General features: G+C 68.4%; 14 protein-coding genes and 1 tRNA gene. 7 read left to right on the top strand and 8 right to left on the bottom strand.

The annotated features are described in order from the left end of the window. The first annotated feature begins 23 nt into the window (after positions 1-23). Genes FHD67_RS15280 through FHD67_RS15300 form a run of 5 tightly spaced genes read left to right on the top strand, consistent with a single transcriptional unit; the run spans position 24 to position 5,549 of the window. Positions 24-1,526 (top strand): sugar ABC transporter ATP-binding protein, encoded by a 1,503-nt coding sequence (locus FHD67_RS15280; protein ID WP_139599201.1) that lies wholly within the window; start codon positions 24-26, stop codon positions 1,524-1,526. After that, positions 1,516-2,478 (top strand): ABC transporter permease, encoded by a 963-nt coding sequence (locus tag FHD67_RS15285; protein ID WP_046001281.1) that lies wholly within the window; start codon positions 1,516-1,518, stop codon positions 2,476-2,478. Before FHD67_RS15280 ends, FHD67_RS15285 begins: the two co-directional genes overlap by 11 nt. Further along, the gene (locus tag FHD67_RS15290) at positions 2,478-4,097 is read left to right on the top strand and encodes an FGGY-family carbohydrate kinase (RefSeq protein WP_139599219.1); all 1,620 of its coding nucleotides are present in this window, start codon (positions 2,478-2,480) and stop codon (positions 4,095-4,097) included. Before FHD67_RS15285 ends, FHD67_RS15290 begins: the two co-directional genes overlap by 1 nt. Further along, positions 4,081-4,794: an SDR family oxidoreductase gene (locus FHD67_RS15295; RefSeq protein WP_139599202.1), complete on the top strand. Its 714-nt coding sequence runs from the start codon at positions 4,081-4,083 to the stop codon at positions 4,792-4,794. The genes FHD67_RS15290 and FHD67_RS15295 overlap by 17 nt, the downstream gene beginning before the upstream one ends. A gap of 26 nt (positions 4,795-4,820) precedes the next feature. Further along, positions 4,821-5,549, top strand: a complete 729-nt coding sequence (locus tag FHD67_RS15300) for an SDR family oxidoreductase (RefSeq protein ID WP_046001279.1) — start codon at positions 4,821-4,823, stop codon at positions 5,547-5,549. On the opposite strand, the gene hydA is transcribed toward FHD67_RS15300, so the two are convergent. Genes hydA through FHD67_RS15325 form a run of 5 tightly spaced genes read right to left on the bottom strand, consistent with a single transcriptional unit; the run spans position 5,546 to position 10,423 of the window. Then, complete coding sequence (hydA, locus tag FHD67_RS15305) at positions 5,546-6,949, bottom strand: dihydropyrimidinase (RefSeq protein WP_139599203.1); 1,404 nt, start codon at positions 6,947-6,949, stop codon at positions 5,546-5,548. The genes FHD67_RS15300 and hydA overlap by 4 nt on opposite strands. Beyond that, on the bottom strand, positions 6,946-8,175 hold the full coding sequence (locus tag FHD67_RS15310; RefSeq protein WP_246071315.1) for a cysteine desulfurase-like protein: 1,230 nt from the start codon (positions 8,173-8,175) through the stop codon (positions 6,946-6,948). The genes hydA and FHD67_RS15310 overlap by 4 nt, the downstream gene beginning before the upstream one ends. 12 nt (positions 8,176-8,187) lie before the next feature. After that, positions 8,188-8,925 carry an amino acid ABC transporter ATP-binding protein gene (locus FHD67_RS15315; RefSeq protein ID WP_046001276.1) on the bottom strand — a complete coding sequence of 246 codons (738 nt, stop codon included), beginning with the start codon at positions 8,923-8,925 and terminating at the stop codon, positions 8,188-8,190. A 1-nt stretch (position 8,926) separates the two neighbouring features. After that, positions 8,927-9,598 (bottom strand): amino acid ABC transporter permease, encoded by a 672-nt coding sequence (locus tag FHD67_RS15320; protein ID WP_045982421.1) that lies wholly within the window; start codon positions 9,596-9,598, stop codon positions 8,927-8,929. A 45-nt stretch (positions 9,599-9,643) separates the two neighbouring features. Continuing rightward, positions 9,644-10,423 (bottom strand): ABC transporter substrate-binding protein, encoded by a 780-nt coding sequence (locus FHD67_RS15325; protein ID WP_232303369.1) that lies wholly within the window; start codon positions 10,421-10,423, stop codon positions 9,644-9,646. A 99-nt stretch (positions 10,424-10,522) separates the two neighbouring features. Between FHD67_RS15325 and FHD67_RS15330 the strand changes: the two genes are divergently transcribed. Both FHD67_RS15330 and FHD67_RS15335 read left to right on the top strand, forming a co-directional pair. Next, positions 10,523-11,272, top strand: coding sequence for a FadR/GntR family transcriptional regulator (locus FHD67_RS15330; protein WP_232303368.1), 750 nt, complete (start codon positions 10,523-10,525; stop codon positions 11,270-11,272). A gap of 81 nt (positions 11,273-11,353) precedes the next feature. Continuing rightward, positions 11,354-11,430, top strand: a tRNA-Met gene (locus tag FHD67_RS15335). Positions 11,431-11,499: 69 nt separating this feature from the next. On the opposite strand, the gene FHD67_RS15340 is transcribed toward FHD67_RS15335, so the two are convergent. The 3 genes from FHD67_RS15340 to FHD67_RS15350 all read right to left on the bottom strand — a co-directional run bounded on the left by FHD67_RS15340 (position 11,500) and on the right by FHD67_RS15350 (position 13,743). Next, positions 11,500-11,781, bottom strand: coding sequence for a hypothetical protein (locus FHD67_RS15340; RefSeq protein ID WP_139599204.1), 282 nt, complete (start codon positions 11,779-11,781; stop codon positions 11,500-11,502). A gap of 136 nt (positions 11,782-11,917) precedes the next feature. Then, positions 11,918-12,493 (bottom strand): YceI family protein, encoded by a 576-nt coding sequence (locus tag FHD67_RS15345; RefSeq protein WP_045982427.1) that lies wholly within the window; start codon positions 12,491-12,493, stop codon positions 11,918-11,920. A gap of 95 nt (positions 12,494-12,588) precedes the next feature. Continuing rightward, positions 12,589-13,743, bottom strand: coding sequence for a cytochrome b/b6 domain-containing protein (locus FHD67_RS15350; RefSeq protein WP_139599205.1), 1,155 nt, complete (start codon positions 13,741-13,743; stop codon positions 12,589-12,591). Between the last annotated feature and the right edge of the window lie 9 nt (positions 13,744-13,752).

Genomic DNA, 13,752 nt, shown 5'->3' on the forward strand with positions numbered 1-13,752 from the left:
GCGGCCGAACGAAAGGGGGCAAGATGCTGGAACTCAGGGGAATACGCAAAAGCTTCGGCCGGATCGAGGTCCTGCATGGGGTGGACCTGCATGTCCGCGCCGGAGAGGTGCACGCCCTTCTGGGCGAGAACGGCGCAGGGAAATCGACTCTGATGAAGATCGTCAGCGGCATCATCCAGCCCTCGGACGGCCAGATCCTGATCGACGGAGAGCCGCGCAGCTTTGCCACCTATGACGCGGCGATCGCGGCAGGCGTCGGCATCGTGTTCCAGGAATTCAGCCTGATCCCGGGCCTGACCGCGGTCGAGAACATGTTCCTGGCCCGCGAGATGCGCGGCCCCCTGGGCCTTCTGGACCGCAAGGCGATGCGGGTCCGCGCGCAGGCGATCCTGCGGCGGCTGGAGGTCGACCTGCCGCTGGATGTGCCCATCGCGCGCCTGTCGGTCGCCGAACAGCAGTTCGTCGAGATCGCCAAGGCGCTGTCGCTGGACGCCCGCATTCTGGTCCTGGACGAACCCACCGCGACCCTGACCCCGTCCGAGACGGAACACCTGTTCAAGGTCATGCGCGAACTGCGCGCCGCCGGGGTGGCCATCGTCTTCATCTCTCACCACCTGGACGAGATCTTCGAGATCTGCGACCGCATCACCGTGCTGCGCGACGGCGAATATGTCGGCAGCACCGATGTCGCCGACGTCACCATCGACCGCCTGGTCGAGATGATGGTCGGCCGCCGCATCGAGAACAGCTTTCCCCCCAAGCCCGCCCGCGACCCCGCGGCCCCCGTCGTGCTGGAGGCGGTCGAAGTGCAGTTGCGTCGCGGCGGCCCGGTATCGTCCTTTCAGCTGCGCGCCGGAGAGATCCTGGGCTTTGCCGGGCTGGTCGGATCGGGGCGCACCGAGACCGTCCTGTCGATCCTGGGCGAATATCCCGCCGCGCGCTGCAAGATCCGCGTGGACGGCGCCGAGGCGCGCCTGCGCGACCCGGCCGACGGGCTGGCCCGCGGCATCGGCCTTCTGCCCGAAAGCCGCAAGGAACAGGGGCTGATCACGGCCTTTTCCATCCTGCAGAACGTGTCGGTGAACAACTACGGCAAATATCGCCAGGCCCATTGGTTCATCGACTTCAAGAAGGAACTGGCCTCGACCCAGGCCGCGATGGAGCAGGTGCGCGTCAAGGCCCAAGGCCCCCGCGCCCGCGTCGACACCCTGTCGGGCGGCAACCAGCAGAAGGTCGTCATCGCCCGCTGGCTGAACCACCAGATGCGGGTGCTGATCTTCGACGAACCCACGCGCGGCATCGATGTCGGCGCAAAGGCCGAAATCTATCAGCTGATGCGCCGGTTCACGGCGCAGGGATACGCCATCATCATGATCTCGTCAGAACTGCCGGAAGTCATCGGCATGGCCGACCGGGTCTGCGTCTTCCGCTCTGGCGGGATCGTCGCGACGGTCGAGGGCGACGCGATCACCTCGGAAGGGATCATGACACATGCAACCACGGGAAAGGTCCACCATGTCGCATGACGCAAACACCGCCAAGCACCGCGCCTTCGACTGGCTGCTGCATTCGCCCCTGGCGCTGCCCCTGGTCGGGCTGATCGTGGTGTCGGTGCTGATGGCCTTCGCCAGCGACAACTTCTTCACCGTGAACAACATCCTGAACGTGCTGCGGCAGGTGTCGGTCGTGGGCATCCTGGCGGTGGGCATGACCTTCGTCATCCTGACCGGCGGGATCGACCTGTCGGTGGGCGCGGTCATGGCGCTGGCCGGCACGGTCGCGGCCGGCATCATGGTCAACATGGGCCTGCCCGGCGGGGTGGGCATCGCCGCCGCCCTGCTGGTCGGGCTGGGGCTGGGGCTGTTCAACGGCGTGCTGGTGGCCTGGGGCAAGATGCCCGCGATCATCGTGACCCTGGCCACGATGGGCATCGCCCGCGGGCTGGGCCTGATCTATTCGGGCGGCTATCCGATCAGCGGGCTGCCGGGCTGGGTGTCCTGGTTCGGCGTGGGCCGGGTGGGCATCATGCCCGTGCCGGTGATCATCATGATCGTCGTCTATGCACTGGCCTGGCTGCTGCTGCAGCGCACGCCCTTCGGCCGCCACGTCTATGCCATCGGCGGCAACGAGACCGCCGCCCGTCTGTCCGGTGTGCGCACCCGGCTGGTCAAGCTGGCGGTCTATGCCATCTCGGGGCTGACCGCGTCGCTGGCCGCCATCGTGCTGACCGGCCGCCTGATGAGCGGCCAGCCCAACGCCGGGGTGGGATTCGAGCTGGACGCCATCGCGGCCGTTGTCCTGGGCGGCACCGCCATCGCAGGTGGCCGCGGGCTGATCCTGGGCACGCTGATCGGCGCGGTGCTGCTGGGCATCCTGAACAACGGCCTGAACCTGGTGGGGATAAACCCCTACATGCAGGACGTCATCAAGGGCCTGATCATCCTGCTGGCGATCTATATCGGGCGGGAATGGCGCTGATGGACCGGTACCTGATCGGCATCGACGTCGGCACCGGATCGGCGCGGGCGGGCGTGTTCGACGCCACGGGCGCCGCGCTTGGCACCGGGAAATGCGACATCGCCATGCACCGCCCCGACGGGGTGATCGCCGAACAGTCCAGCGCGCAGGTCTGGGATGCGGTCTGCACCGCGACCCGCGCCGCGGTGACCCAGGCCGGGATCGACCCGGCCCGCGTGGCAGGCATCGGGTTCGACGCCACCTGTTCGCTGGTGGTGGTGGGCGATATGCCCCTGGGCGTGGGCGACCCCGCCCATCCCGACCGCGACATCATCGTCTGGATGGACCACCGCGCGGTCGACCAGGCGGCGCGCATCAATGCGGGCGGGCACGATGTCCTGCGCTATGTCGGCGGGCGCATCTCTCCCGAGATGGAGACGCCAAAGCTGCTGTGGCTGCGTGAGAACCGGCCCCAGGTCTTTGACGCGGCGCGCCATTTCTTCGACCTGACCGATTTTTTGACCTGGAAGGCCACGGACAGCACCGCGCGGTCGACCTGCACGGTGACCTGCAAATGGACCTATCTTGCGCATGAGGGCCGGTGGGACGGCGATTACTTCCGCGCCATCGGCCTGGGCGTGCTGGCCGACGAAGGCTTCGCGCGCATCGGCACGCAGGTCGTGCCGCCCGCCACGCCCCTTGGCGCGGGCCTGACCGCCGATGCGGCGCGCGCCATGGGCCTGCGGCCCGGCATCGCCGTCGGCGCAGGGCTGATCGACGCGCATGCGGGCGGGGTCGGCACCGTCGCCGCGATGGGCGATCCGGTCGACACAGTGGGCTATGTGTTCGGCACATCGTCCTGCACCATGACCACGACGCGGAACCCGGCCTTCGTGCCGGGTGTCTGGGGGCCCTATTTCTCGGCCATGGTGCCGGGCATGTGGCTGAACGAGGGCGGGCAGTCGGTCGCGGGCGCGGCCATCGACCACCTGCTGCGCCTGCATCCCGCCCACGACCAGGCGGTCGACGCCGCCCGCGCGCAGGGCCGGTCCCTGCCCGAATGGCTGGCGGACCAGGCCGCGCCCGACGCCGTGCGTCAGGCGGCCCACCTGCATGTGGTGCCGGAATTCCTGGGCAACCGTGCGCCCTTTGCCGACCCCCATGCCCGCGCCATCGTCAGCGGCCAGGGGATGGACACGGACCTGGCATCCCTGATCTCGCTGTATGTCGCGGGGGTCTGCGGGCTGGGTTACGGCCTGCGCCAGATCATCGCGACCCAGGCCGCCCACGGGGCACCGGTCGCGCGCATCGCCATCAGCGGGGGCGCGGGCCGCCATCCGCTGATCCGCCAGCTGCTGGCCGATGCGACCGGCCTGCCCGTGGATGCCGCAGCGGCGGACGAGCCCGTCCTGCTGGGCGCGGCCATGCTGGGCGCGGTCGCGGGCGGGGTGTTCCCCGACCTGGCATCGGCCATGCCCGCCATGTCGCGCGTCCTGACCACCCATCACCCCGATCCCGACAGCCAGCGGCTGCACGCCGCGCGCCATCGGGCCTTCCTGACGCTTCAGGCCACCGCCCGCGACCTGCGCGGCGACATCGACGCCGCATTGAGAGGAGACCACGATGCCCTTCACGGATAGATCCGTCATCATCACCGGCGCAGGCAAGGGCATCGGCCGGGCCACCGCCATCCTGCTGGCCGAACGCGGCGCGCGGGTCACGGCCATCAGCCGCACGCAATCCGATCTGGACAGCCTGGACGCACGCGCCATCGTGGCCGACCTGTCCGACCCCGCGGCCGCGCGCGATGCCATGGCCCAGGCCGGGACCTGCGACTTCCTGGTCAACTGCGCCGGCACCAACGTGCTGGAGGGGCTGCTGGATCTGACCGACGCGGGCTATGACACGGTGATGGACATCAACCTGCGCAGCGCGCTGATCTGCGCGCAGGAGTTCGCCCGCGCCCGGATCGCCGCGGGCGGCGGCGGGGCCATCGTCAACGTCACCAGCATCGCGGGCCATCGCGGATTCCCCGACCACGTCGCCTATGCCGCGTCCAAGGCGGGGCTGGAGGGCGCGACCCGCGTCATGGCACGCGAGCTGGGCCCCCACGGCATCCGCGCCGTGGCCATCGCGCCCACCGTCACGCTGACCGAACTGGCCGCCGCCGCCTGGAGCGCGCCGGCCAAGCGCGACCCGATGATGGCCCGCCACCCGATGGGCCGCTTTGCCGAGGCCGAAGACGTGGCCCGCGCCATCGCGCTGCTGCTGTCGGACGATGCGGGTCTGATCACCGGGGCGGTCCTGCCCCTTGACGGCGGCTTCCTGGCCGTCTGACCGAACACCATCCCAAGGAGAATACCATGTCCCAAGACCTGCACGGCAAGGTTGCCGCGATCACCGGGGCCGCATCGGGCATCGGGCTGGCCGCCACGCGCGCCCTGCTGGAGGCAGGCGCCCGCGTGGTGCTGGTCGACCGCAACGCCGACGCGCTGGACGCGCTGACGCGCGAGCTGGGCGCAGACGCGATCGCCCAGGTCACCGACCTGCTGGACGCGGACAGCTGCAACGCGATGGTGCCGCAGATCCTGGACAAGGTCGGCCAGATCGACATCATGCTGTGCAACGCGGGCAGCTATATCGGCGGCGATCTGGTCGACACCAACCCGGCCGCCATCGACCGCATGCTGAACCTGAACGTCAACGCGGTGATGAAGAACGTCCATGCGGTGGCCCCCCACATGATCGAACGCGGCACGGGCGACATCATCGTCACCAGTTCCATCGCCGGACACGCGCCGATCCACGTCGAGCCGGTCTATACCGCGTCGAAATGGGCCGTGACCTGTTTCGTCCAGACCATGCGCCGCCAGCTGATGGGCCACGGCGTCCGGGTGGGACAGGTCTCTCCGGGGCCGGTCATCTCGGCCCTGCTGGCGGATTGGGAACCCGAACGCCTGCAGCGCATGAAGGATGCCGGCGCCCTGATCGAACCGGTCGAGGTCGCGGACGCGCTGATGTACATGCTGACGCGCCCGCGCAACGTGACGATCCGCGACATGATCGTGCTGCCCAGCAACTTCGACGTCTAGGCGAACGCCTCGCTGGTGGCGCGCGACAGGTGCCCCCCGGTGGGATCGCCCACCGGGACGCCGTCCTGCGCGATGGTCCGGCCGCGCAGCAGGGTCCGGACCGGCCAGCCGGTGATCTCCATCCCCTCGTAGGGCGTGTAGTCGCAGCCGTGGTTCAGCTGTGCCTGCCGGATCGGCCGGGTCAGGGTCGGATCCCACAGCGCCAGGTCGGCATCAGCGCCGATGGCGATGCTGCCCTTTTGCGGATAAAGGCCATAGAGCCGCGCGGGGTTGGTCGCGGTCAGCGCCACGAACCGCTGCAGGCTGATGCGCCCCTTGCCGACGCCTTCGGAAAACAGGATCGGCAGGCGGGTTTCGACCCCCGGAATGCCGTTCGGCACGTATTTGAACGATGATCGCGCGCGGGGCGTGTCCTTGCCCGTGGCGTCGATGCGAAACGGGCAATGGTCGGACGAGAAGATGTCGAAGGTCCCGTCCCGCAGCCCCTGCCAGATCGCCGCCTGGCTATCCACATCGCGCGGCGGCGGGGAGCAGACGTATTTCGCGCCGTCGAAATCCATGTTCAACCCGCGCAGGTCGTCGGCGGTCAGGGCGATGTATTGGGGGCAGGTTTCGGCGTGAACCTTCATGCCTCGGGCACGGGCCCACTGGATCTGCTCCATCGGGTCGCGGCCCGAGACGTGGACGATCACCACCGGCACGTCGATCAGCTGGGCGTGGCTGATGGCGCGGTGCGTGGCCTCGCGTTCGGCGATCTGGGCGTGGGCCTGACCGTGGTAATAGGGCGCGGTGCGGCCCTCGGCCTCCAGGCGGCGGGTCAGGTGGCGGATCGCGTCATGCCCCTCGGCATGAACCATGACCAGGGCGCGTTCGCGGCGCGCCACCTCGAACACGTCCAGGATCTGGGCGTCGTTCAGGACCAGGTCGTCATAGGTCATGAAGACCTTGAAGGACGTGTACCCGTCGCGGACCAGCGCCGGCAGCTCCTGTCCCAGCACCTGAGGGGTCGGGTCGCTGACGATCAGGTGGAACGACACGTCGGTGTGGCAATGCCCCTGCGCCTTCTGGTGGTACTCCTCGACGCAGGCGCGCAACGACCGGCCTTTGATCTGCAGCGCAAAGGGCAGCACGGTCGTGTTGCCCCCCGCCGCCGCCGACCGGGTGCCGCTGGCGAAGCCGTCCGCCATGGTCGTGCCGTCCGAGGTCGGCTGGTCCAGATGCACATGCGCGTCGATCCCGCCCGGCAGGACCAGAAGCCCCGTGGCGTCGATCCGGTCGGCCCCGGTCAGCCCCTGCCCGATCTGCGCGATGCGCCCGTCGCGGATGCCGATATCGGCGGCATAGCTGTCGGCGGCGGTGACGACCGTGCCGCCCGCGATGACCAGATCCAGCCCGCTCATGCGACGATCCGGGCCAGTGCGTCGGTCAGGCGGTCGACCTGATCCAGCGTGTTGTAATGCACCATCGACACGCGCAGCACGCCGCCGTCCTGATCCTCGCCAAGATGCTCGACCAGGCGGCGCGAATGGAAATCGCCGAACCGCATGGCGATGCCGTGATCGTCCATCGCGCGGGCGACGGCGCCGGAATCGATGCCGTCGAACTTGAAGGCGATGGTCGGTACGCGGGTGCTGTCGCGGTTGACCGATCCGCCGATGACGCGGCAGTCGTTGCGCGCCGACAGCCAGGCCAGCAGGCGGTCGGTCAGCGCATCCTCCTGCGCGGTGATCAGATCGAAGGCGGCCTCCAGCAGGGCGCGGTCGTCGCCCGTCGCGCCGTGGTGGCGGGCCAGCGTGGTCAGGTATTCAAGGATGCCGTCGGTGGCATAGGCGGCCTCATAGCTGGGATTGCCGGGCTCCAGCTTGGCCGAAACCTTATCCTTGCCATAGAAGTAATGGTACAGTCCGTCCAGTTCGGCCAGCAGGTCGTATTTCCCGTACATCAGCGCGCCATGCGGGCCATAGGCCTTGTACAGGCTGAAGACATAGTAATCGACGTCCCAGGCCTGCACGTCGATCAGCCGGTGCGGCGCATAGGCGACCGCATCGACGCAGATCCGGGCGCCGTGATCATGGACGAAGCGCGCGAAATCCGCGATTGGATGAACCTGGCCCAGGATGTTGGAAACATGCGTCACGCAGACCAGCCGGGTGCGGTCGGTCATCAGCGGGGCCAGGTCGGCCAGCTGCAGGTCCATCGTGTCCGCGTTCAGGGGCCAGACCTTGATGACGACGCCGAACTCCTCCAGCCGGGTCCAGGGGCCGATGTTGCTTTCGTGATCGGCCATGGTGACGATGACCTCGTCGCCCGGCAAGAACTGACGGCGCATGGCCTGCATCAGGTTGCCCATCAGCACCGTGGTCGAGGGGCCGAAGACGATCTCCTCGGGGCGGGCGGCATTGACCAGCGTCGCGGCGGCGCGACGGCCGGCCATCAGCGCCTCGGCCGCAGCCTGCGACACCGCATAGCTGCCCCCGATCTGGACGTTGCGATGGGTCAGGAACTCGACCATGCGGTCCAGCGCGGGCTGGGCGATCTGCGCGCCGCCGGCATTGTCGAAGAACACCCAGTCCTGCGTCAGGCCGGGGAATTGGGACTGCACATAGGCCATGTCCAGCTGTGTCATCGGGGTCGTCCTTCAGTGGTTCAGCACCGCGCCCAGAAAATTGCGCGTGCGTGGTTCTTGGGGGTCGGACAGCACCTGCGCGGGCGGTCCCTGTTCGACGATCTGGCCCGCATCCATGAAGATGACGCGGTCGGCCACCTGGGACGCGAATCCCATCTCGTGCGTGACGACGATCATGGTGGTGCCGGTGCGGGCCAGATCGCGCATGACGTCCAGCACCTCGCCCACCATTTCGGGGTCCAGCGCGCTGGTCGGTTCGTCGAACAGCATCACCTGCGGCTCCATCGCCAGTGCCCGTGCGATGGCGACGCGCTGCTGCTGGCCGCCGGACAGATTCTCGGGGTACTTGTCAGCCTGGCTGGAAATGCCCACGCGGGCCAGCAGGCGGTCGGCCTGGGCCGCGGCATCCGCCCGCGTGGTGCGGCGCACGCGGCGGGGCGCCAGCATGACGTTTTCACGCACCGTCAGATGCGGGAACAGGTTGAAGGACTGGAACACCATGCCCACCTCGGCCCGCACCTTGGCCAGCGCGCGGCCGGTGGTGACGGAGGTGCCGTCCACGCGGATCTCGCTTGCGGGGTCGAACCCCTCCAGGCGGTTGATGCAGCGGATCAGGGTTGATTTGCCGGACCCCGACGGGCCGATGATGCACACCACCTCGCCCTTGGCGACGTCCAGGTCGATGCCGCGCAGCGCCTCGAAGCTGCCATAGGATTTCCGCAGGTTGCGGATGCTGACGAAACCGGTCATCTCAGCGCCTCCGGGCCGCAAAGCGGCGTTCCATGCGCGACACCAGCGCCACCAGCGGCCACAGGAACGCGATATAGATCACCGCGGCCACGATCAGCGGCGTGGGATTGGCCGCCAGCGCCTGCGCCTGCGTCGCCTGCTTCAGCAGGTCGGGCATGGCCACGACGGATGCCAGGGCGGTGTCCTTGACCACGTTGATCGAATTGTTGGTCAGCGGCGGAATGACGATCCGCACCGCCTGCGGCAGGATCACGTCGGCCATGGTCTGGCGGCCGTTCAGGCCCAGGGCGGCGGAGGCTTCGAACTGGCCCTTGGGGATCGCCTCGATGCCCGCGCGAAAGATCTCGGCCGTATAGGCGCCCGACACCAGCGTCAGCGCGCTCATGGCGGATGCGAATGGCGACAGGCGCAGACCCACGAAGGGCAGCGCGTAATAGACGATGATCAGCAGCACCAGCAGCGGGATCGACCGGAAGATGTCGATATAGAGCCGTGTCACGAACCGGACCGGGCCGGGCCCGTACAGCCGCGCCATCGCCAGCCCCAGGCCCAGCACCAGCCCCGCGACGATGCTGGCCGCCCCCAGCTGCAGCGTGATCCACAGACCCTGCAGCAGCATGGGAAAGGTCCGCCGCATCACCTCGGCGTTCAGGAAGGTGTCGAAGATATCCATGTGCATCCCTTCGGGTCCGGGACGGGCCCGGACCCGGCTGTAGGATCAGTTGAGCGTCGGCATCGGCAGGACGGTGACGGTGGACGACTCCGCGTCGGGGGCGACGCCGAACCATTTCTCGTGCAGCTCGGCCACCACGCCCTCGGTCTTCAGCGCGTCCAGGATGGTGTTGACCTCGGTCGCCAGTTCGGCGTCCTTGGCGAACATCATCGAATACTTCTCTCCGGTCGGGATGCGTTCGACGACGGCCAGCTGCGGCTTGTCCTTGACGTAGTACTGCAGCGCCGGGATGTCCGACACGTACCCGTCGATCCGCCCCGCCTGCAGGTCCAGCATCGCGGGCGCCAGCCCCTCATAGCGGCGGATGTCGGCGAACCCGTATTCGGCCTGGTTCTCGGTCGCCCACATGTCGCCGGTCGATCCGGTGTCGACGCCGACGACCTTGTCCTTCATCTCGGCCAGCGATTTCGGCCCCTCGGCCAGGGCGGTCAGCGACTGGTCGCTGTCGTAATAGGGCTGGGCGAAGGTCACCGATTCCAGGCGTTCGTCGGTGATGGTGATGGAGCTGGTCGCGATGTCGATCCGGCCCGACTGCACGGCAGAGAACAGCCCGTTGAAGGGAATGTTCACCGTCTCGACCTCGGCGCCCATGCGGTCGGCCACGGCGGCGACCAGGTCGATCTCGAAGCCCACGAACTGGCCGGCATCGTCCTGGAACTCCCACGGGACGTTGCCGATGTTGGCGCCCACCGTCAGGGTCTCCTGTGCCGAGGCGGCAAGGGCCGAACCGGCAAGCAGCACCAGTGCCATGGCCGTGCGGCGCATCCTTTTTCCGTGCATGATCATCTCCCCGTCTTTATGATTCTGGATTGACCGGCCAAACCGGTCTGACCAGTATCAAGCCACGGGCCGATCCGGTTTGCAATGGCCGTGGTTCCTGTGCAGATGGATGGCGGACACGATGCCGACGGAAAGGGCAATGCGCGGGTGATGTGGGACAAGGGACCGGTGACGCAGACCATCGCGCGTCGCCTGCAGGAGATGATCCGGTCGGGCGAACTCAAGGCCGGAGAGCGGCTGCCGTCGCAGCGGGTGCTGTCGGAACAGCTGAACGTGTCGCGCCCGTCGCTGCGCGAGGCGCTGCTGACGCTGGAGACCTTGGGCCTGGTCCAGACCCTGCCCGCGCGGGGGACCTTCGTGATGGACCCGGCAACGCGGCCCGCGCAGACGACATGGCGCTATGACGATGCCCACGATCTGCGCGAAGTGTTCCAGACCCGCCTGCTGATCGAGGGAGAGCTGGCGCGGCTGGCCGCATCCGCCATCACCCCCGATGCGCTGGCCGGCCTGCAATCGGCCGCCGCCCAGTTCGAGCAGGCTTGGGCGCAGGGCGACCTGGTCGCCCATGTGGACGCCGACCTGGCCCTGCATCAGGGCATCGCGCAGGCCTGCCCGAACCGGATGCTGGCCACGTTGTACAGTACCGTCAGCCAGTTGCTGACCGAGACGCAGCGCCAGCCGATCCCGAACACCGACCCCGATCGCATGGCGCAGTCCATCGCCGAACACCGCGCCATCCTAGCCGCGATGGAACGGCGCGATCCCGACGCGGCGCAGGCGCATATGCGCGACCACATCCGCAACACCGCGCGCTGCGCGGGCCTGCAGATCTAGCGCCCCGAACGCTCTGCGCGCGCTTTTTGGCAAAACCCGCTTGACGGCCCTGCGCCAGTCTTTTAGATCGCCGCTACTCGTGGCGGAGTAGCTCAGTTGGTTAGAGCAGCGGAATCATAATCCGCGTGTCGGGGGTTCGAGTCCCTCCTCCGCTACCAGTCATCCCCCCAAATGCAATCTTGTGAACCCTGCCCCAGGTGACCTGCGGGCATCTTGTCTTTTTGGGCTCACAAGGCCCCCTCGCTGCCGGAATACATCACGCCCAGGACGCGATGGGCGGCGTCGGTCCGACAGGTCCATGGCGCCTCTGCCCCGGTGACGGCGGCCTGGATGTCGGCGCCTGCCTGCGTTTCGGTCATGGTGACGACGGTGACGGCGGACAGGCCCCTGCCCACCTGGGCCGCGATGGCCGCGCGGCAGGCGGTGGCGGCGGGGCCGGTCAGGTCGTCACCGGCGCAGGCGGCCAGCGGCAGCGCCGCCAGCAGGGCAAGGATGGTCTTGGCGGTCATGCGGCGGCCTTCCGATCCAGCGGTGATTCGCGCAGACCAGTCAACCATGCCGGCCGCGACCCGGCTATCGGATCGGCGACATGCGAAAGGGCCCGCGGCGATGCCACGGGCCCCTGTCGTCACGCCGGATCGGCGATCATTCGGCGGGCATCGCCTCGACCGAGATGCGGACCTCGACCTCGTCCGACACGGCGGGGGCGAACATGCCGGCGTTGAAGTCGCTGCGCAGCAGGGTGGTGGTCGCGTCAAAGCCCAGCCAAGGCTTGTTCTCCATCGGGTGGGTGCCCTGCTGGTTCAGCGTGGTGTCCAGCACGACCTCCTTGGTGACGCCGTTCAGGGTCAGATCGCCGGTGATCAGCGCGGTGGTGTCGCCGGTGACCTCGATGCCGGTGGACTTGAAGGTCACCTCGGGGGCGGCACCCTCGGCGCCGAAGAAGTCGGGCGACAGGAAGTGCTCGTCACGGCCTGCAAAGCCGGTCATCAGCGAAGCGACGGGGAACGTCGCCTCGACCGAGGATGCGGCCGGATCCTCGGCGTCGAACATGATCGTGCCGGTGATGTCGCCGAACATGCCCGTCGTGGTCGAGAAGCCCAGGTGGCTGTAGTCGAACACGATCTGGCTGTGCGAGGTGTCCAGGCTGTAGGCCTGCGGCTCGGCCAGGGCGGCACCGGCGACAAGGGCGAAAGCGGCGGTCAGGGCGGTCGTTTTCAGCATCGGAATCTCCGTTTGTTGTGGGGGCACCATCCTTGGAAGCGGCCCGTGGGGCAACTAGCGATGCGCGAACAGGGGCTGTCAGCCAGCGCACATCACCGTGTGGCGGTCAGCGCGACGGTCAGGTCCACCTGGAACCCCACCGTGCGTTCGTCGGCATATCCCGCCCCCACCTGCCAGTCGCGGCGGTCCATCACGGCCTGCCCCTGCATCACGGCGACGCCGTCCGTGATGGTCAGATCGAAGGGCAGCGTGACGGGCATCTGCTGGTCGCGCAGGCGCAGCGGTCCTTCGGCGACATAGCCCGCGCCCTCGGGTCGGATCGTGCCCTCGAAGACCGCGGTAGGATGGGCGGCGACGTCGAAGAACTCGGCCCCCTTGGCCTGGTCGGTGACGGTGCCGATGGTGACGCTGTCCATGTTGATGGTCACCGTCACGGCGCCCGTGCCGCTGTCCGGGTCGAACGTGATCGCCGCCGTCCAGTCGGCAAAGCTGCCGGTCACGGTCGATCCCATCTGGCGCACGGCAAAGCCGAGTTCACCGTCGGTGACCTGCCATTCGGACGCCGCCTGTTCCAGCGTCGCCACCGGGGCCGCGTCGCGCGGCGCGGTGGCCAGCGCATAGGCCGCCCCCGCCCCGAAGACCGCCACCGCGACCAGCGCCGGCAGCGCGTGGCGGGCGGCGATGCCCCGGCCCGCGGGCACGCCCCGCGTCATGCGGCCCAGCACCCCGTCGCGGTCGATCACCGCATGCTTGATGGCGCCTGCCACATGCAAGACCACCGACCCGATCAGCAGGAAGGCAAAGACGTGATGCACCTGGGCCATGACCATCGCCAGGGCGGGCGATTTCGGTACCAGCGGCAGCCCCTGCCCCAAGGGCCACAGGATCGGCGCGAACCCGTCGGTCGCGGCATGTTCGATCCAGCCCGTCACCGGCACCAGCACCATCGACCCGTAAAGCGTCCAATGCACCGCCTCGGCCAGCAGGGTCTCCAGCCGGCGTTCGGGGTGGACGGGGGCGGGGCGCGTTTGGGTCAGCGCCCAGCCGATGCGCACCAGCGCCACGACCAGCGCCGCAAGACCCAGCGTCTTGTGGAACGAGAACACCTGCACCTTGAGCGCCATCTGCTCCAGCGGGATGCGTTCGGCCCACAGGCCCAGGGCGATGTTGGACAGGATGATCAGGGCGGTCAGCCAGTGCAGGCTGCGGGCGACGCTGCCATAGCTGGCTTTGGTGTTCTGGCGCATGGGGGGCCT

The sequence above is a fragment of the Paracoccus haeundaensis genome (assembly GCF_006239215.1).
GTDB lineage: Bacteria > Pseudomonadota > Alphaproteobacteria > Rhodobacterales > Rhodobacteraceae > Paracoccus > Paracoccus marcusii.